Genomic DNA, 16,880 nt, shown 5'->3' with positions numbered 1-16,880 from the left:
GCGGCATAATTGGAGAAGCATTGATGCCTGAAAACTCTACGCCAATGATTTTGCAAGACGAAATCATCAAGGAATTATTGCCGCAGCTTGACGTTCAAGGCGAATTACGAGTGATGTTCAAGGCCTTGGCACAAGACAAGGCCGAACAACCCCCGCAGACCGTGACAGAATTCCCCAACAAGGATGGCGATTTCATCACCTATCTGGGAGTGGTTGAAGCGATGGGTGTTTTCGGTGCCAAACTGTCACCTTATATTGTGACGGACAGCGCACCGATCATTACCGCCTGGACAGCTCTGATGAGCATGCAGACAGGTCAACCTCTGGTCTGGTGCGACGCGGGCAGGCTGACGACTGAACGTACGGCTGGCACGACTGCACTGGCCGTTGACTATCTAGCCCGGGTCGACGCCAAAAAGCTCGCGATTATTGGGAGTGGAGCGGTTGCACAGGCACATCTGCGCCATGTTCTGGGACTTCGGAATTGGGATCAGATCGCTGTTTATTCCCCCTCTTTGACACAGGATCCGGAGCGTCAGTTCACATGGCAGTCCTTGTCTGAAAAAGTTGCCATCGCCGACGATGCCGCAAGCTGCGTTACTGACGCGGATGTGGTAATGCTGTGCACGTCATCAGGAACACCGGTGATTGATCCGGCCGATATCGGCAAACCTGCTCTCATAACGTCCATCAGTACCAACGCGCCCAATGCGCATGAGGTTCCACCGAGTTTTCTGAACCAGGCCGAGGTCTATTGCGACTACGCGGCGACCACGCCGGGTGCAGCAGCGGAGATGCAGATCGCAACGGCTGACCATGGATGGTCGGCAGATCAGATCAAAGGCGATCTGGGTTCACTGGCCTGCGGCAAGGCTCCGCTGCCTGACTATACCAAGCCAGTCTACTTTCGCTCAGTCGGTTTGGGCCTTGAGGACATCGCCATGGCCTATGGCATCTGGAAACTGTCTCAGGCGCAAGGCAACTGAGGGAAAGGGAAGACACAATATGAAAATCAAACCTTTTGGTGTTGAGATCTGGATGAATGAATTCGAAAATCATTGCGAATTCAATCTGGCCGAAACCTGTGTAGCATCTCTGACGATCGAGCAGCTTCTGGAACTGTCAGGCAAGAACTCGGACGTTCTTGACGATCTCAAGCCGATGAAATTGACCTATGGTGCAATCGAAGGGTCCGACCGTTTGCGTGATGCGATTGCGACGCTCTATGGCCGTCAGGAGCGTCACAATATCGTCGTCACACACGGCGCGATCGGGGCTAATGCGCTGGTTCATGAAACGCTGGTGGAACCGGGCGACCATGTAATCTCGGTTCGGCCAACCTATCAGCAGCATTATTCGATCCCCGAGAGCTATGGCGCCACAGTTGATATCCTTCACCTGCGGCCAGAAAACGGCTTTTTGCCTGATCTCGAAGAATTCGCCGCATTGATCCGACCAGAGACCAAGTTGATCGCGATCAACAACCCCAACAATCCGACCGGTGCATTGATGGAAGCCGGTTACTTGGAACAATTCATTGAGATCGCCCGGCGCAGTCAGGCCTATGTGCTGTGCGATGAGGTATATCGCGGCACCAGTCAAACAGGGGACGGGTTCTGCCCCGCCATTGCGGACCTCTATGAACGGGGTATCAGCGTGGCCGGTATGTCCAAGACCTTTTCGCTGGCAGGGCTGCGACTGGGTTGGATCGCAGCGGCGCCGGAGGTGCTTGAGGCGGTTTCCATCCATCGCGATTACAACACGATCAGCGTGGGTATGCTGGATGACTATTTCGCCGCCCTTGCTCTGGAAAACAAAGCCCGCATTCTTGAACGTAGTCACCGGATCACCCGCGGAAACCTCCAGATCCTTGATGATTGGGTATCGAATGAACCCAGAATTTCCTACGTTAAGCCACAAGCGGGCACGACGGCACTGCTGAAATATGATTTCGATATGTCATCGCGCGATTTCTGTATCTCCTTGCTGGAAGAAACCGGAGTGATGTTCACACCTGGTTCGGTTCTGCATATGGAAGGCTGGTTGCGCATCGGCTATGCTAATGATCCCAAAATTCTGGAGGCTGGGCTGTGTAAAGTCAGCGCATTTTTGCAGCGACTTGAAGAGAAGGGTGTACCTCCTGTTGCATCTGTGACGGCATGAACGAAAGCATTTTCCAATCAGCCGCGCGTTCGGTCCGGGCGCGGCAACGCGTAACTGGGTTGATTTACCAGACGCCGGTACTGCCTTCGCTGTCGTTGGGCGTCAAAACCGGATGCGATCTGTATTTCAAGGCTGAGAATTTCCAACTGACCGGATCGTTCAAGATGCGGGGGGCCGCCAGCAAGATGACGGCGATGGAGCCGGGGCAAAAGCTGATCACTGCGTCCTCGGGCAACCACGGCATTGCTGCGTCACGCGCGGCCTCGCTGACCGGTCAGAACCTTACCGTAGTGCTGCCGGAAACCGTGGCGCGCGCTAAACTCGACAAGATCCGCTCTTTCGGGGTCGAGGTTATTCTGCATGGGGCGGAATCCGGCCTCGCCGAAGCTCATGCGCAAAGCCTCGCCACCTCGGGAGATTACACCTATGTTTCTCCCTATAATGACCATGATGTGATCGCTGGACAGGGTGTGATCGGGTTGGAGTTGCTGGAGCAGCTTCAGCAAATCGACAACGTGTTCATCTCGATGGGCGGTGGAGGGCTCATTAGCGGTATTGGGTCGGTTCTGAAATGCTTTGGTGCGAACATGCCATTGGCAGATCATACACTGTTGCGAGACGGGTCAGAGCCTTAACGTCGACATCATGTGGCATGTGCGACAGAGGGTCGACGAAGAAAATCAGTGCATCCAGTTTCTCTTCACAGATCATAGCGCCGATCTGTTGGTCGCCTCCGAGTGGTCCGCTTTTAAGGCAGGTCACATCCAGTTCTGGATAGGCTTGCTTAATGCGACTACCGGTAGTCCCAGTCGAAAAGATTTGTACTCTGGACAGGCGGGCCAATTGCAGACCCACCCATTCAACGATTTCGTCCTTTCGCGCATCATGCGCTACAAGCGCGAAACGCGGCGCCTCACCGGATGAACTGTTCAACGTAGTCTTCTCCAAGACCGACTTCCGCAAAATGTTTTCGGCACAGATCAATCTTGGTAAAGACATCTTCGTAGCCAGTGACCTTGCCCCACGGATCAACATAGCACATAACGCCATTGACCTGGAAATAGGTGACCATCTCTTCAACATCGTCGGGAACGACCAAAGTATGAGTCTCACCCGGCGGCTCAAAGACATATCCCCCCTCTTCCGCAACCCAATCATGTTCCAGATAATGCCAGCGCCCTTTCAGGACAAAACCGTGGACTGGCTGTGGATGGCGGTGCCGCGAAAGAACACCAGCTTTGCGCACTTTGAGAAGGTTCATCCAATAACCTTGCGAGCGGTTCAAGCAGAGCGGTCGGAACCAGACGTTCTCTGCCTGCGGAACCCATAGCCTGTCGTCTTCGCTCATGGCATTCTGGATCACGATCTCGTCTTGCGCATCCTTGGGAAACGGCAACTGATATGGCATTCGGGCGGTGTCATCGTCATTCATTGATTTTCCTCACATAGCGAGATAGCCGCCATCGACCGGATAGATTGATCCGGTCACAAAGCTGGCGTTTTCACTCAAAAGCCATTGCACAAGCGCACCGACTTCTTCGGGTTTCCCCCAGCGTTTCATAGGCGTACGCGCCATGATCCCCGCTGTTCGTTCAGGGTCTTCCCGAAGGCCCTGGGTCATCTCTGTCTCAATCCAACCCGGCGCGATGGCATTGACCCGGATACCGTCTTCGGCCCAGCGACCTGCGAGCGCCTTGGTCAACTGTGCCACGCCGCCCTTAGAAGCGGAATACGCCGGAACCAAAGGCCCACCAAAGGTACTGAGCATAGAGGCGGTGTTGACGATGGCCCCACTCGCTTCAGCCAACAATGGATGCGCGGCAAGACAGCAGCGCATGGTGCCTGTCAGATTCACATCGAGCACCTTGGCGAAGACGTCGATGTCATATTCTTCGCCACGCAAAAGAATACCTGCGCAGTTCACCAAGGCATCGAGACCCGTGAGTTCGCCGAATACATCATTGATGGACGTCTGGTCGGTGACATCCAAGAGCTGCACCTTTAACCCGTCTTGAGGCTCGAATGCATCCAATTCGGATTGGGAGGCGGATGCGGCAATGACGGACCAACCTGCGTCTGCCAACGACCGTGCAACACCCGCACCAATCCCTCGCGTTCCGCCCGTTACAAGGGCCTGTTTCATCCAAGTTCCTCCAATACACTGGTGAAGGCGCGCGCGCGCCTGCCGATATCATCCAATGTATAGCTCGGTTTGAACAGTGCGGATCCCAGCCCATATCCATCTACACCCGCGGCATGATACGGCGCCATCGTATCCGGCGTTATGCCCCCTACCGCAGCGACGACTGCGTCTGCAGGCAATACGGCGCGCATGGCAGAAATGGCAGCTGGCGGCACCATTTCCGCCGGAAAGAATTTGAGGACCGATGCTCCGATATCCAACGCCGTAAAGGCCTCGGAGGGGGTCATGACTCCTGGACACCAATAAAGATCCCGAGCGACAGCCGCGCGCCCGACGTCCGGGTTCATATTGGGCGACACGATGATACGCCCGCCTGCATCAGCAACCGCCGCGACCTGATCCACAGTCAACACTGTGCCAGCGCCGACGATGGTCTGAGCGCCATGTTTCACGGCGATCTGCCCTATCGATTCCAGCGGGTCCGGTGAGTTGAGCGGCACTTCGATTATCCGAAACCCGGCATCGAAGAGTACATCAGACACCGGGCGCGCATTTTCTGATGCTAGCCCCCGCAAAATCGCAATCAGCGGGTTCTCGGCAAGAGCTGCGGTGAGGTCAATCATCCAACCAACCCCGCAGCGCGAGCAATCAGAAAATGCCCTTTCGCAACGATATCATCTGGCGCGCGACGGCTGTCGAAACCAGCAGTTCGAAGCGCTATTTCGTATCGGTCGGACAAGTCGCTGCGTCCAACAACAGTGATCGTGCCGACGTCTTTTACTTCGCCGGTCGCGGCAGCAACCTCGGTCCCGATCAACAAGCCCGACAAGTAGTCGGCCGTGGCAACCTTTGGGATTTTGCCCATGAGAGGAAGCGTCCGAACATGAAACAGGCTGTGCAGCAGGTTCGACTCACCACTGAGGCCCGCCTTTACGCCCATCACGAGTGCGTCTTCGCTGAAGGCGTCCTCCTTCATCAATGTGCCAAGGATCGTGTGTTCTTTCAGCGCCGAAAAGATCTCACCTGTCATGTAAGTCGAGAAATCCACGATCTTCCCGTCCGCAACCTGAACCCATTTGCTGTGCGTTCCCGGCATCACGAACATACCTTCGCTCAGGCCTAGCGAAGATGCCCCAATGATCTGGGTCTCCTCGCCGCGCATTACGTCGGGTCCTCCGGCATGTTCTGTCGACGCACCCGTCACAAAGTGAATGCGCGCTCCGTTGGCCGCTTGGTGGGGGACCAACGCCCGCGCCAGACCGCCAGCACCCAGCGGCATTTCGGCATATTGCGTTTCGACCCAGCCATTGCGGCTGGTAATCATGCCGGATGCCAGGATCGGCAGGTTAGTGTTGGAGACCCAAGGGCCGATGAGACGATCAAGGACCGCGTCAAAGGTTTGCCCCGCAACCTGCATGATGCCTTCAGGCGACGAGACCCCATCGATCACCTCGCCCTCCGCACCGATTAGAAATGCACGGAACGATGACGTGCCCCAATCTACGCCGATCAACGCTGGCTCAGATGCGACCGAATTCATTCAGCAGATCCTCAACGGTTTTGCCTTGGGCCACCCATTTACGGGTTTCCTCTTCACGGTCAGCCTGCTCTTGAGCAAGGCGCACGGTTTCTTCGGCAATTTCCTGTGGAACCACAACGACGCCCATAAGATCAGCTACGATGAAATCTCCGGGGTTTACGACGACGCCCCCACAGGCAATGGGCACATTAATCGAAAGTTCTTCTTTACGTTCCGAGAACATCGTGTGCGTTCCGCGCGGCGTGATCGCGCGCGTCCAGATTGGCCAGTTGATGTCTTCCAACTCATCTGTGTCGCGCCCGGTGCCATCGACGATCATACCGCGAATGCCACGGTTCTTGGCCAGACCACCCATCAAACCGCCGCAGACCGACGTTTGACGATCTCCACCCGCGTCCACAACGATCACGTCCCCGGGTTGTCCCATTTCAAGCGCTCGCAATGGGTCGACCAGGTCGCCTTTTGAAAGCTGAACCGTCACGGCCTGGCCTGTCACCTTGGCGCGGAAGGCGGGTTTGATGGCGCTGTCCATCACGCCTGTTCGGTACTGCACATCCGCAAAAATGGCAGCGGCAGAGTACGCCTCCAACACCTTGTCGAATTTTTTGAGAAGTTCCGGGTTTCTTTCAAAATCATTGAAAACCCTGAGGCCCGTGCTGACGTCTGGCATTCTTGTCTCCTGTTATGCGGTAGATACGGCCAATGCGTCGGCATTGACGGTATAGTCGGGGTTTTGCCCTGTCAGGACCTTGGCCACCTGAGTGGCCGCGGTGACCCGCGCTGCGTGTATGGATTCCTCGGAATAGTAGGCGGCATGTGGCGTTACGAGGACGTTGGGCAGTGTGAACAACGGGTTGTCATCAGGCATCCAGTTGGCGCGCTTGGCCGGCTCTTCTTCGGGGTCGTCGAGCCCTGCAGCGGCCAGATGGCCTTCGGTCAGCGCCCGGAACAGGGCTTTGTTGTCGACCGTTGGTCCGCGTCCGGTGTTCACGAGTATCGCACCGGGTTTCATGACCGAGAATTCGGCATCCGACAAAAAGTGATGCGTGTTCGGCGTCATCGGTGCCTGCATCAGGATATAGTCGGACCTTGCCAGCAATTCGGGCTTGCTCACCAGCTCGACCCCAATCTTTGCCGCGACTTCTCTTGGCAAATACGGGTCGTAGGCGATGACCGTAACCCCGAAAGATTGCGCCCGCGCCACGATGGCTTGCCCGATTTTACCCAGCGAGACGACACCCATCGTCCGCCCGCGCAAACGGTAGACCGGCTGCCCGCTTTGCCATTTCCAGATCCCTGCATGAGTGGCCCGATCATAGTCAGGCAACTTGCGCGCCAGGGTCAGCCAAAGGGCAATCGCATGATCGGCGACCTCCTCGGTGCAATAGTTTTGCACATTGGTGACGAGGATACCTTTTTCCGTCGCCGTGCCGACATCCACGATATCCACGCCTACGCCATAGCGCGCGATGACCTCGCAGTTTCGCATCCGCGTGATCGTTTCTTTCCCGATCCGGGCATATTGGTTCATCATCGCTGCGCAATGCGGCGCGACATCGAACAGGTCTTCCTGACGCTTGGCCTGAAGCGCAATCACCTCGGCTCCTGCGGCTTCCAGGATTTCCGTCTCAACGGCAACATCACCAAAGTCGTAATCGGTGATCACGACCTTGGGTTTGTCCGTTCTGGGGGGAAAGGCGGCGCGATCAGTCATAAGCACCCGCCGAATAGGTCAATTCGTACGAGTGGCTGTAGAGCTCGAAAATGTTGCCAAAAGGGTCTTCCATATAGACCATGCGATAGGGCTTTTCACCTGGGTAATACTTGCGCACTTGGCTCATGCGCTGGCGCCCGCCCAGGTCTTCGATAACCTTGACGCGGCCTTCCAGATCCTCGTCCTGTACGCAGAAATGAAACAAGCCACGCCGCCAATATTCAAACGGGCGTTCTTCTTCGACGGTCTTCGGGAACTCAAACAATTCGATGCCAACACCGTCGCCCATCGACAAATGCGCGATGCGGAAGCTTCCCCAACCTTCCCCAAATACATCGTCGCACATCTGACCGATGGCGCTTTCGTCATGCAGGATTTCAGTTGGTTCCATCAGCACGTAGAGGCCGAATGCCTTGGAATAAAACTCCACGGCTTTTTCCAGGTCGGGAACTGTGATGCCGATGTGAGAGAAAGTGAGAGCGGCCATGTAGGGCTCCTCCAGTTAGAAGTTAAAGAATGTTGCGAACGATGCCGCCTTCGATCCGGTGCGCAGAACCATTGGAGGCCGTGCTTGCTGAGATCGTGACGATCATGCGGGCGACTTCGTCTGGTTGGACAAAGCGTTGTATGAGCGATGTGGGCTCATCTGATTTGAAGTAATTGTCGACGATCGTATCGAGCGGCTCACCCTTTTGATCCGCGAGACCGTCAAAATAGGCTTCGACACCTTCGGTCCAGGTCGGACCAGGCAGGATCGAGTTAACCCGGACTTTCGTGCCCTTTGTCAGTTCTGCCATGCCGCGTGTCAGACCTAACATGGCAGTTTTAGTGACAGAATAATGCACCATCTGAGGGAGCGGTTTCACTGCCGCTTCGCTGGCCATGTTGATGATAGATCCCTTATCCCGGCCAAGCATGTCAGGCAGGAAAATTCGGCTCATCCGAACGGCGGACAGGACATTGATGTTGAAGTAGTGCATCCAGTCGTCATCCGTGAGATCCTCGAACGGTTTGACCGAGAAGATGCCGACATTATTCACAAGAACATCCACCGCCCCGCGCGCGCGGGCAAAATCCGCCAGTGTTTCTGCATCTGAGGTCTTGGTCAGGTCGGCCGCAATGCCTTCGACCTTGCCCAGAGATGACAGGTCGTCGACGCAGTCGGACACTTCCGTCTGGGTCAGGCCATGCACGATGACCCGCGCGCCTTCTTCAAGATAGACCCGGGCAGTGGCTTTGCCGATGCCGGAACCTGAACCAGTCACCAGGACCAGCTTATCCTTAAGCCCCAGATCCATCTCAGGCCTCCTTCTTTACGTTAGACGACTGCTGCGATGAAGTGCGGCCGAACATTCGACCCATCAAGCCCGAAATCTCTGCACGCCACATGTCTATGCCGACGGCCAACAGAATGATCAGGCCCAACACGATGCTCTGAACCGAAGATGGCGCAGCGTTCAGGTTCAAACCATTCTGGACGATAACGATTGTCATCGCCCCCATCAGCGTGGCGAGGATGTTGCCACGACCGCCTGCAAGGCTGGCTCCGCCGACAACAGCAGCGGCAATGGCCTGCAGTTCTAGCGTCTGGCCATAGTTGGGTGAACCAGAGTTGAGGCGCGCTGACATCAGGATCGCACCAACCGCAGTCATAAAACCCGCGATGACAAATGTCGTCGTCTGAACTTTTCGTACGTTGATACCCGTCAGAACGGCAGCGGCTGGGTTACCACCCACGGCATAGATCTCACGGCCGAGTTTCGTGAAGTTCATAGTGAACGCGGCAAGGACGTAGAAGAACACGAGGTAGAAGAAAGGCATCGGAACGCCGAACAGCTTGCCGTAAAAGATTGGCTCCAGCGCCGGATCCAGCGAGAAGATCGGAGACCCATTGTTGAAGGTCAGCGCAAGGCCCCTGAAGGCAATCAACGCCGCCAATGTCGTGATAAACGACGGGATACGCCCGTAGGCTGTTATCAGCCCAATGAACAGACCAAGCAATCCGCCCATGAAGAGTATGAGGGGCAGCGCCAGAACCAGTGGAATGCCGACAAATTTCAACATTTGCGCAAGGATCATGGTCAGCAAAGCCACCATAGACCCGGAACTCAGATCGATGCCCGCAGCGAAGATCACGATAGTAGACCCGATTGCGATCAAGGCCACGATGCTTACCTGTAGCGAAAGGTTAGAAAGGTTGCCCGGGTTCAGGAAGCGTTCGGTCGTAAGGGCCACGATCAGTGCGACAATCACCATTGCTGCGAATGGCCCGATCAACTGGGTGTCAAAGATCCGCTTCATGCGAAAGCCTCCTTAGGCTTGGATTGGGGGGTGTCGGCGGACGCGCGAACAAGATCGTCATGCGTAAGGTCGGATGCATCGACTGTGCGCACTATCGTTCCGTGCTGCACGACGGCAATCCGATCGCTCATCGCAAGCAACTCATCATGGTCTGAACTGATCAGAATGATCGATTTTCCCGCCCGCGTGAGCCTGTTAATCAACTTATAAACAGCGATCTTGGCGCCGATATCGATCCCTTGCGTCGGTTCATCAAGGATCAGGATGTCAGAGGCTGAGAACAGCCAACGTGCAATCACGATCTTCTGCTGATTGCCACCAGACAAGAAGTTGACCGTCTTTTCCTCGGCCTGAGTTGAGATTTCCAGATCGCGGATCAGGTCATGGGTAGCTTGCTCTTCCGCCTTAAGATTCAACACGCCGAACCGGCTTAGCCCGCCAAGGGACGCTGCGGTGACGTTCCCGCTTGCGCGGAAATTGAAAAACAACCCGTCAAACTTTCGATTCTCTGGGACAAGAGCCAAGCCCGCACGGATCGCATCAATTTCCCGACGAAAGCGAACCGGTTTGCCATTTAGTCTTATCTGTCCGCCTGTTAGCTCGTCTGTTCCGAACAGGGCGCGGGCAATCTCTGTGCGGCCACTGCCCAATACGCCACCCAAGCCCAGAACTTCACCTCGGTGCAACGAAAACGATACATCTCTCACGCCCGAATTGGTGGCCAGACCCGCCGCCTCTAGCACAATATCCTTGGTCGCGTTCTGCTCTTTGGGATAATGCTCACCAATGTCCTCACCGACCATTGCGCTGACAATCTCAGAGACGTTGATCTTGGTCTCGCCACTTGCACGCACAACACAGCCGTTGCGCAAGATCGTCACTTCATCAACGATCCGTTCAACCTCATCCAGCCTGTGCGACACATAGAGAATAGCGGTGCCGCGCTCGCGCATATTGCGCAGTAGATGGTGCAGGCGCTCAATTTCATCTTCACCCAATGCCGCCGTCGGCTCATCCAGGATGATCATGCGGGCGTCCATCGCGACAGCTTTCGCGATCTCGACCAGTTGTTGCTCGCCTACCGATAGCGAGCCGGTTATGGTTTCGGGTGAAACATCGACATCCATTTCCGCCAGAACCCGAGCGGCTTCGTTGTGGACCTTGGCCCAGTCGATCACGCCAAAGCGGGACCGAGGCATATTGCCAAGGAAGATGTTTTCGCCAACCGACAAGGTGGGCACGATAGAGAATTCCTGAAAAACTGTTGCGACGCCGAGTTCACGTGCCGCCTGCGGGTCGCTGATCGTGACCGGCTTGCCATTGTGCAGGATTTGACCGCTATCGGGTTGCTGCACGCCGGACAGTGTCTTGATCATAGTCGACTTGCCACAGCCGTTTTCACCCAGCAGCCCATGAATGGAACCGGGCAAAAGCCGGATGCAGACCTTGTCATTCGCCAAAACCCCAGGATAGGCCTTGGTAATATCGACAAACTCCCAAAGGGGCGTTGCGGGTGTCATCGCGATTGCCTCAACAAAAGTGAAACTCGGTTGGTTTGCGACCCGGCAGCACGCGCACGCGCCACCGGGAAGCGGGGAGAAAACTCAGTACTCTTTGGACGGCTGCGGGAAGAGCTTTTCTGGCTCTTGCAGCACGCTGATCGCACCATCTTTGTCTTCAATTGATGTGGGCGTTTCGATCCAGCCGCCGGGATAGGACCCGTTGAGCGCATCAATGGTTGCGTGCATAGCCGCCTTACCCATCAGGAATGGTGAGGTGTTGACGGTTGCCGTGATGTTGCCAGCCGCAATTTCTTCAAGGCCGGACGTGTCGCCATCATTGCCCAAAAGGACGATGTCACTGCGGCCAAGCGCTTTCGCCGCAAAAGATGCCCCGATGATCATGTAGTCGTTCGCCGCAAAGATCATGTCGAGATCAGGGTTCGACTGCAGGATGTCCATACCAGCAGTGTTGCCGCCCTCAACGTTCCATTTACCGTCGATAGACACCACTACGTCGAAGTTTTCGTTGCCCTCGATACCGTCGAGGAAGCCGCCGACACGTTCGGTCGAGTGATAGCCTGGCTGGCCTTCGATAATGCCGACCTTCAACGGTTTATCGCCATAAGTCTCAATGGCCCAGTCAGCGATAGCATGCGTGCCGTTCCGCTGAGAGTACCCGACAACGCCATGAATGGGTGTCGGGAAGTTCGGGATGTCCGAGTTGATCATCAAAACTGCCATGCCCTTGTCGACGGCCTGCTTAAGCAGTGGTGCGGCAGCAAATTCATCGTGTGTACCAAAGATGATCGCATCCACATCCTGCGTCAGCACATCCTGGATCATTCCCATTTGGCCGTTGATGTCCGCACCGGACTGGGGCGCAAGCATGAAGACTTCGACCCCGGCCTCAGCAGCAACCGCTTTGATGCCTTCACCGATGGCGATGTAGTAGTTGAACTCGGTCGCCGGCGGCATATACGCGATCCGGAATGTATCGTTCTTGGGTTCTATTGCATCGATTGGCGCTTGTGCCCCGTCCTCAAGTGGAACCGGTGTTGGATAATTTTCCGCCAAAGCGACCGCTGCCAGCGTGGCGAACCCCGCGGCAAGCGTAGTGGTCATAAGCGTTTTCAACATAGTTTTCTCCTCCAGAATTTCGTTGGTTATCCTTTGAATGGCGCGTCGATCACGCCACGAACGCCGGGTTTCACAGCAAAGAGGCCGCCGGATTCCGGTTCTTTTGTTAAAGCTGCTTCGTCACTCATCAGCCTTGAGCTCGTGATGAACAGCGTATCGAGATCAGGCCCACCGAAAGCGCAACAGGTAGGCTTCCAGACCGGCACCTCGATCACTCGATCTATCGTGCCGTCAGGTGCGACGCGAACAACGCGATGGCCTTCCCATTCGGCGTTCCAAACGCCCCCCTCGGCATCGACACAGGACCCATCAGGCAAGCCAGGTTCATCATTGAAGGAAGCGTGCTGCCGACGGTTCGAAACGGTTCCACTGCGGGTGTCGTAGTCAAACGCGACGATTTCCCGATCCGGGGTATCGGCGAAGAACATCGTCTCACCGTCGGACGTAAAGCAGGTCGAATTGGCGCAAGACACTGCTTCGATAATCGTCCGTACACTCAAATCCTTATCAACGCAGATGACCGATGAATCGGCGTTGCCAGACACTTCGTTCATGCCTCCAACAATCAATCGCCCCTGTCGATCGGTTCGCCCGTCGTTCAGCCGTGTTTCTGGGTTGTTCGGCTCGAATCGTGCCACGATGGTTTGCTCGCAATTGGGCGAATCGAACAAGACAACTCGATCCGCATAGGCAACGATCAGACCGCCAGACGCGCGCGGCGCGAAGCAACACACGCGCTCCGACATCTCATGAGAGGCAGTTTCTGACGTTGCAGGATCAAATGACCAAAGCGCACAGCCTTCAATGTCGGTCCACCAGACAAGACCATCGGCGGGATTCCAGAAAATCCCTTCCCCGTGCTGGTTCTTACAATCGACGACCAACTCTGCGCGCACTTTTTGATCTCCCAAATACATTCTGATATCTGATATACCAGCTTGCCTAATCTGGTGTATCAGATATCTTGCATCTGGCAACACCTTTTTTTGGAGATATCCTCAGATGGCGCTTGAGAGACCCAAGTCTTTGCGTGAACTCGCACTGGAACATTTGCGGAATAGTATTATCGATGGCTCCCTGAAAATGGGTCAGGTTTTGTCGGAGCGAAAAATCTCCGAAGAGCTGGGCGTATCAAAATCGCCAGTACGCGAAGCACTCGCTCAATTACGTGACGAAGGGTTGGTCAGTATCGAGCCTCAAAAAGGCGCACGCGTTTTTTCGCTGTCTGAGCCGGAAGTGACTCAGATTTGCGATTTCAGACAGGCTATCGAAACTGCCGCCTTTGAACTTGCATTGTTGCGGAACCCGGAAGGTCTTGCCAGCGACATGCAGCGTGTTGTGAAGGACATGGAGAAAGAACGCAGGCGAGGTAATGAAAAGGGCTACCTTTCACTGGATACCACATTTCATCAGTTGATTTTTGAACATGCCGGTAACGATTATCTGACGGCCAGCTATACACGCTACATCGGTAAGATTGCCGCATTGCGAACCCATTTGGCAAAGCTGCCTCAGCATACTGAGCTCTCCTTCGACGAGCATTCAAAAATCGCTATTGCCGTTCGCGAAGGTGACATGGCCAAAATCAAATCTCTTCTCACAGCGCATATTGACCGCACCAGACAAGCCTACAAAAGCGCCGCCATCGTCCTCGAAGGAGCGACCGCATCTTAGCAAAAACGTAGCTTCGTTGTGACGGGGGCGGGCCAGAACGGCGCCGCCCCTTTCTTTTGGGCACCTCACGGTCTTTTCTTTTTCAGTTGACATCTGAGATATCAGATGCCAATCAAAAGGCGGGAGGAAGCTTGTATGACGCCAGCAATGAAACCTGACTCACCGGGGCTACAGCCACTGATCCAGCTGGATCGAGTTGGCAAAAGCTTCGGCACGAACATTGTTTTGGATGGCGTCGACTTTGAATTGAGACCCGGCGAAGTTCACGCGCTATGCGGGGAAAACGGCGCCGGAAAATCCACTTGTCTCGGCCTGTTTTATGGACTTCACCAACCTTCTGCTGGGCGTATCCTGTGCGACGGCAAGGAACAGCGAGTCGAAAGCCCATCGCACGCGCAATCCCTGGGCATCGGCTGTGTTTTTCAAGAACTCAGCCTCGCTGGCGCGCTATCTGTTGCGGAAAACATCTACGCGGGGCGCGTACCCACCCGGTTTGGCGTAGTTGACTGGCCTGAACTGCGCCGCCGTGCGGAGGCGTTACTGGCGGAATTCGGTCTGGATATCGACGTCTCAACACCCGTGGAAAACTTGCCAATAAGCTCCCGCCAGATTGTTGAAATCGCCAAGGCGCTGTCGTTGAATTCCCGCGTCCTTTTGCTGGATGAACCGACGTCGGCACTGGCACCCGACGAAGTAGACGCACTATTCGAAGTCCTAAAGTCCCTGACAAAGAAAGGGATTGGCATCGTCTATGTCAGCCACCATATGGCCGAGATTTTCCAGATCTCGGATCGCATTACCGTTTTGCGAGATGGGCGCCACATCAGCACTTTACCGGTTTCGGAAACTTCTCAAGAACAAGTCGTTGCCGAGATGATCGGCGGCGCTCACCCTGGTGATGTCACGCGGTCAGGTAAGGCTAACGGCGAAGAGGTTTTGCATGTCCAAGACCTAACCCATCCAGGTGAATTCGAAGACATTTCTTTCTCCATTAAAGCCGGAGAGATTGTAGGGATGGCAGGGTTGATGGGCGCTCGCCGCAGCGAGATTGTTCGATCGATTGTCGGGCTGATGCATGGCGCGACCGGGGAGATCAGACTGCACGGCAAGCCTGTTAACTTTGCGTCCTTGCGGCAGGCGATGCGTGCTGGGGTCGGGTTTGTTCCCGAGGAACGCAAGACTGAAGGCCTCTTTCTGGAACAATCACTCAGCGACAACCTGATCGCGGCCAGTCTTTCCGATCATGCGTCTGCTGGGTTCATGCGTTCGGGCTCGATCAAAGCAGCCAGCCAAACAGCCATTGACGCCTTCAGTGTCAAAACCAGCGGGATTAACGAAATTGTTGGTGATCTCTCAGGGGGCACTCAGCAAAAGATTATGTTGGCCAAGTGGCTCAAACGCGCGCCAGCTCTTCTGATCATTGAGGAGCCCACAAAAGGGGTCGATGTCGGAGCCAAATTCCAAATCCACACGGAACTTTTGCGTCGAGCAGTCGAGGGAATGGCCATCCTCGTCGTGTCATCCGATTTTCCTGAACTTGTCTCTCTCTCGACCCGCATCCTTGTCGTCCACGACGGTCGCCTCATGGGAGACATCGCAGCCGCCGAGGCAACCGAAACCACGCTTCTTCAAATGGCCGCTGGAAATTCCGTTCCAATTGTGGACGCACCCCAAACCAATCAATCAGGAGTCGCGACGTGACCATGACCGCTCAAGCCAACTTGCCCATGAAGCGTCCGCTGCTGCGCCGTGTTCTACAAGCTTTTGTCGATATTCGTGAACTGACGCTGATCGCTCTGATCGCCGCCATCATCATCGTGATGTCCAACGTTAATCCCTATTTCCTCAGCTTCTCGAACTTTCGAGCCGTGGCCGTGGGCATGGCCCCCACCGCGATCATCGTGATAGGTATGGCGATCTTGCTTGCCTCTGGCGGGTTCGATCTTTCCGTCGGGTCGGTAATGGCCTTGTCTTCTACCGTCGTAGCCATGCTGCTTTTGACCGGCATGCCAATTCCGCTCGCTGTGGTATGCGGATTAGTGTTGGGTGGAATTGTCGGCGTAGTGAACGGTTTGCTGGTGACCGGCCTCGGGATCAATCCGCTTATCGCGACCCTCGGCACGATGTCGATCGCGCGAGGCATCGCTCTTGTCCTGACCGAAGGTTTTTCTGTCTCAAGCCTGCCGGCATCATTTGCCTGGATCGGCAAAGCTGACATAGGCGGCTTTCCGGTAATCGTCTTGTTCACCATTCTGCTCGTCGTTCTGTTTGACCTGGCCGTCCGCCATACGCGCTTTTTCCGTCAGGTCTATTTCATCGGCGCCAATGAAAAGGCCGCGATGTTGTCAGGCATCCATGTCACACGCGTACGTATCATTCTGTACGCACTGACCGGTATTCTGGCTGCTTTGGCGGGTGTATTGCTGGCCTCCCGCCTGATGAGCGGCACGCCCACGGCAGGAAACGGTATCGAACTTCAGGTTCTGGCAGCGGCTGTCATCGGTGGCGCATCTCTACGCGGCGGCGAAGGTACTATTCTTGGTGCTTTCCTCGGCGTCGTTTTTGTCGCGTTGATCAACAACACTATGACGATGCTGGCCGTATCGATCTACTGGCAGATGATCGTCATCGGCGGTGTGCTCGTTACAGCGGTGGCCTTGGACATGCTGATCCGAAGCAAACGGGGCTAATCCATAAGCTTTCCAA

19 protein-coding genes are annotated in these 16,880 nt (G+C 55.4%); 6 read left to right on the top strand and 13 right to left on the bottom strand.

Annotated features, from left to right (window positions below):
• The first annotated feature begins 23 nt into the window (after positions 1-23).
• The 3 genes from ACR0LX_RS12480 to ACR0LX_RS12470 are packed head-to-tail and all read left to right on the top strand — an operon-like array spanning position 24 to position 2,798.
• A complete protein-coding gene (locus tag ACR0LX_RS12480; protein WP_480783991.1) occupies positions 24-986 on the top strand; it encodes an ornithine cyclodeaminase family protein in 963 nt (320 codons plus the stop codon).
• 19 nt (positions 987-1,005) lie between these two features.
• Positions 1,006-2,163, top strand: a complete 1,158-nt coding sequence (locus ACR0LX_RS12475; protein WP_480783990.1) for an aminotransferase — start codon at positions 1,006-1,008, stop codon at positions 2,161-2,163.
• The gene (locus ACR0LX_RS12470) at positions 2,160-2,798 is read left to right on the top strand and encodes a threonine ammonia-lyase (RefSeq protein WP_480783989.1); all 639 of its coding nucleotides are present in this window, start codon (positions 2,160-2,162) and stop codon (positions 2,796-2,798) included. Before ACR0LX_RS12475 ends, ACR0LX_RS12470 begins: the two co-directional genes overlap by 4 nt.
• Here ACR0LX_RS12470 and ACR0LX_RS12465 read toward each other — a convergent pair.
• The 13 genes from ACR0LX_RS12465 to ACR0LX_RS12405 all read right to left on the bottom strand — a co-directional run bounded on the left by ACR0LX_RS12465 (position 2,710) and on the right by ACR0LX_RS12405 (position 13,396).
• A complete protein-coding gene (locus tag ACR0LX_RS12465; RefSeq protein ID WP_480783988.1) occupies positions 2,710-3,162 on the bottom strand; it encodes a methylglyoxal synthase in 453 nt (150 codons plus the stop codon). The genes ACR0LX_RS12470 and ACR0LX_RS12465 overlap by 89 nt on opposite strands.
• Positions 3,077-3,595, bottom strand: coding sequence for a 2,4'-dihydroxyacetophenone dioxygenase family protein (locus tag ACR0LX_RS12460; RefSeq protein WP_480783987.1), 519 nt, complete (start codon positions 3,593-3,595; stop codon positions 3,077-3,079). The genes ACR0LX_RS12465 and ACR0LX_RS12460 overlap by 86 nt, the downstream gene beginning before the upstream one ends.
• A 9-nt stretch (positions 3,596-3,604) precedes the next feature.
• The gene (locus ACR0LX_RS12455) at positions 3,605-4,306 is read right to left on the bottom strand and encodes an SDR family oxidoreductase (protein WP_170456438.1); all 702 of its coding nucleotides are present in this window, start codon (positions 4,304-4,306) and stop codon (positions 3,605-3,607) included.
• Positions 4,303-4,929 carry a 2-dehydro-3-deoxy-6-phosphogalactonate aldolase gene (locus ACR0LX_RS12450; protein WP_480783986.1) on the bottom strand — a complete coding sequence of 209 codons (627 nt, stop codon included), beginning with the start codon at positions 4,927-4,929 and terminating at the stop codon, positions 4,303-4,305. The genes ACR0LX_RS12455 and ACR0LX_RS12450 overlap by 4 nt, the downstream gene beginning before the upstream one ends.
• The gene (locus ACR0LX_RS12445; protein ID WP_480783985.1) at positions 4,926-5,846 is read right to left on the bottom strand and encodes a 2-dehydro-3-deoxygalactonokinase; all 921 of its coding nucleotides are present in this window, start codon (positions 5,844-5,846) and stop codon (positions 4,926-4,928) included. The genes ACR0LX_RS12450 and ACR0LX_RS12445 overlap by 4 nt, the downstream gene beginning before the upstream one ends.
• Positions 5,827-6,516 (bottom strand): RraA family protein, encoded by a 690-nt coding sequence (locus ACR0LX_RS12440; protein WP_480783984.1) that lies wholly within the window; start codon positions 6,514-6,516, stop codon positions 5,827-5,829. The genes ACR0LX_RS12445 and ACR0LX_RS12440 overlap by 20 nt, the downstream gene beginning before the upstream one ends.
• Positions 6,517-6,528: 12 nt before the next feature.
• Positions 6,529-7,560 carry a C-terminal binding protein gene (locus ACR0LX_RS12435; RefSeq protein WP_480783983.1) on the bottom strand — a complete coding sequence of 344 codons (1,032 nt, stop codon included), beginning with the start codon at positions 7,558-7,560 and terminating at the stop codon, positions 6,529-6,531.
• Positions 7,553-8,047, bottom strand: coding sequence for a lactoylglutathione lyase family protein (locus ACR0LX_RS12430; RefSeq protein ID WP_010437254.1), 495 nt, complete (start codon positions 8,045-8,047; stop codon positions 7,553-7,555). Before ACR0LX_RS12430 ends, ACR0LX_RS12435 begins: the two co-directional genes overlap by 8 nt.
• Before the next feature lie 22 nt (positions 8,048-8,069).
• Complete coding sequence (locus tag ACR0LX_RS12425; protein ID WP_010437253.1) at positions 8,070-8,858, bottom strand: SDR family NAD(P)-dependent oxidoreductase; 789 nt, start codon at positions 8,856-8,858, stop codon at positions 8,070-8,072.
• Position 8,859: 1 nt separating this feature from the next.
• A complete protein-coding gene (locus tag ACR0LX_RS12420) occupies positions 8,860-9,861 on the bottom strand; it encodes an ABC transporter permease (protein WP_480783982.1) in 1,002 nt (333 codons plus the stop codon).
• Complete coding sequence (locus tag ACR0LX_RS12415; RefSeq protein WP_480783981.1) at positions 9,858-11,381, bottom strand: sugar ABC transporter ATP-binding protein; 1,524 nt, start codon at positions 11,379-11,381, stop codon at positions 9,858-9,860. The genes ACR0LX_RS12420 and ACR0LX_RS12415 overlap by 4 nt, the downstream gene beginning before the upstream one ends.
• An 84-nt stretch (positions 11,382-11,465) precedes the next feature.
• The gene (locus ACR0LX_RS12410) at positions 11,466-12,500 is read right to left on the bottom strand and encodes a sugar ABC transporter substrate-binding protein (RefSeq protein ID WP_480783980.1); all 1,035 of its coding nucleotides are present in this window, start codon (positions 12,498-12,500) and stop codon (positions 11,466-11,468) included.
• 26 nt (positions 12,501-12,526) lie between these two features.
• Entirely contained in the window at positions 12,527-13,396 is an 870-nt protein-coding gene (locus ACR0LX_RS12405) for an SMP-30/gluconolactonase/LRE family protein (protein WP_171724190.1), read from the bottom strand.
• 106 nt (positions 13,397-13,502) lie between these two features.
• Between ACR0LX_RS12405 and ACR0LX_RS12400 the strand changes: the two genes are divergently transcribed.
• The 3 genes from ACR0LX_RS12400 (at position 13,503) to ACR0LX_RS12390 (ending at position 16,864) form a co-directional block, all read left to right on the top strand.
• The gene (locus ACR0LX_RS12400; RefSeq protein WP_170431691.1) at positions 13,503-14,174 is read left to right on the top strand and encodes a GntR family transcriptional regulator; all 672 of its coding nucleotides are present in this window, start codon (positions 13,503-13,505) and stop codon (positions 14,172-14,174) included.
• 135 nt (positions 14,175-14,309) lie between these two features.
• Entirely contained in the window at positions 14,310-15,875 is a 1,566-nt protein-coding gene (locus tag ACR0LX_RS12395; RefSeq protein WP_480783979.1) for a sugar ABC transporter ATP-binding protein, read from the top strand.
• Positions 15,876-15,877: 2 nt separating this feature from the next.
• The gene (locus ACR0LX_RS12390; RefSeq protein ID WP_480784159.1) at positions 15,878-16,864 is read left to right on the top strand and encodes an ABC transporter permease; all 987 of its coding nucleotides are present in this window, start codon (positions 15,878-15,880) and stop codon (positions 16,862-16,864) included.
• Positions 16,865-16,880: the final 16 nt, after the last annotated feature.

It is taken from the genome of Ruegeria sp. CH11 (assembly GCF_056537105.1).
The sequence above is the reverse complement of the archived record's forward strand: the minus strand, read 5'-3'. Positions and strand labels throughout refer to the sequence as shown.

Excerpts from the sequence above, each read along its gene's own strand:
- ACR0LX_RS12480 (WP_480783991.1), top strand. The coding sequence starts at position 24 with ATGCCTGAAAACTCTACGCCAATGATTTTGCAAGACGAAATCATCAAG.
- ACR0LX_RS12475 (WP_480783990.1), top strand. The coding sequence starts at position 1,006 with ATGAAAATCAAACCTTTTGGTGTTGAGATCTGGATGAATGAATTCGAA.
- ACR0LX_RS12470 (WP_480783989.1), top strand. The coding sequence starts at position 2,160 with ATGAACGAAAGCATTTTCCAATCAGCCGCGCGTTCGGTCCGGGCGCGG.
- ACR0LX_RS12465 (WP_480783988.1), bottom strand. The coding sequence starts at position 3,162 with ATGTCTTTACCAAGATTGATCTGTGCCGAAAACATTTTGCGGAAGTCG.
- ACR0LX_RS12460 (WP_480783987.1), bottom strand. The coding sequence starts at position 3,595 with ATGAATGACGATGACACCGCCCGAATGCCATATCAGTTGCCGTTTCCC.
- ACR0LX_RS12455 (WP_170456438.1), bottom strand. The coding sequence starts at position 4,306 with ATGAAACAGGCCCTTGTAACGGGCGGAACGCGAGGGATTGGTGCGGGT.
- ACR0LX_RS12450 (WP_480783986.1), bottom strand. The coding sequence starts at position 4,929 with ATGATTGACCTCACCGCAGCTCTTGCCGAGAACCCGCTGATTGCGATT.
- ACR0LX_RS12445 (WP_480783985.1), bottom strand. The coding sequence starts at position 5,846 with ATGAATTCGGTCGCATCTGAGCCAGCGTTGATCGGCGTAGATTGGGGC.
- ACR0LX_RS12440 (WP_480783984.1), bottom strand. The coding sequence starts at position 6,516 with ATGCCAGACGTCAGCACGGGCCTCAGGGTTTTCAATGATTTTGAAAGA.
- ACR0LX_RS12435 (WP_480783983.1), bottom strand. The coding sequence starts at position 7,560 with ATGACTGATCGCGCCGCCTTTCCCCCCAGAACGGACAAACCCAAGGTC.
- ACR0LX_RS12430 (WP_010437254.1), bottom strand. The coding sequence starts at position 8,047 with ATGGCCGCTCTCACTTTCTCTCACATCGGCATCACAGTTCCCGACCTG.
- ACR0LX_RS12425 (WP_010437253.1), bottom strand. The coding sequence starts at position 8,858 with ATGGATCTGGGGCTTAAGGATAAGCTGGTCCTGGTGACTGGTTCAGGT.
- ACR0LX_RS12420 (WP_480783982.1), bottom strand. The coding sequence starts at position 9,861 with ATGAAGCGGATCTTTGACACCCAGTTGATCGGGCCATTCGCAGCAATG.
- ACR0LX_RS12415 (WP_480783981.1), bottom strand. The coding sequence starts at position 11,381 with ATGACACCCGCAACGCCCCTTTGGGAGTTTGTCGATATTACCAAGGCC.
- ACR0LX_RS12410 (WP_480783980.1), bottom strand. The coding sequence starts at position 12,500 with ATGTTGAAAACGCTTATGACCACTACGCTTGCCGCGGGGTTCGCCACG.
- ACR0LX_RS12400 (WP_170431691.1), top strand. The coding sequence starts at position 13,503 with ATGGCGCTTGAGAGACCCAAGTCTTTGCGTGAACTCGCACTGGAACAT.
- ACR0LX_RS12395 (WP_480783979.1), top strand. The coding sequence starts at position 14,310 with ATGACGCCAGCAATGAAACCTGACTCACCGGGGCTACAGCCACTGATC.
- ACR0LX_RS12390 (WP_480784159.1), top strand. The coding sequence starts at position 15,878 with ATGACCGCTCAAGCCAACTTGCCCATGAAGCGTCCGCTGCTGCGCCGT.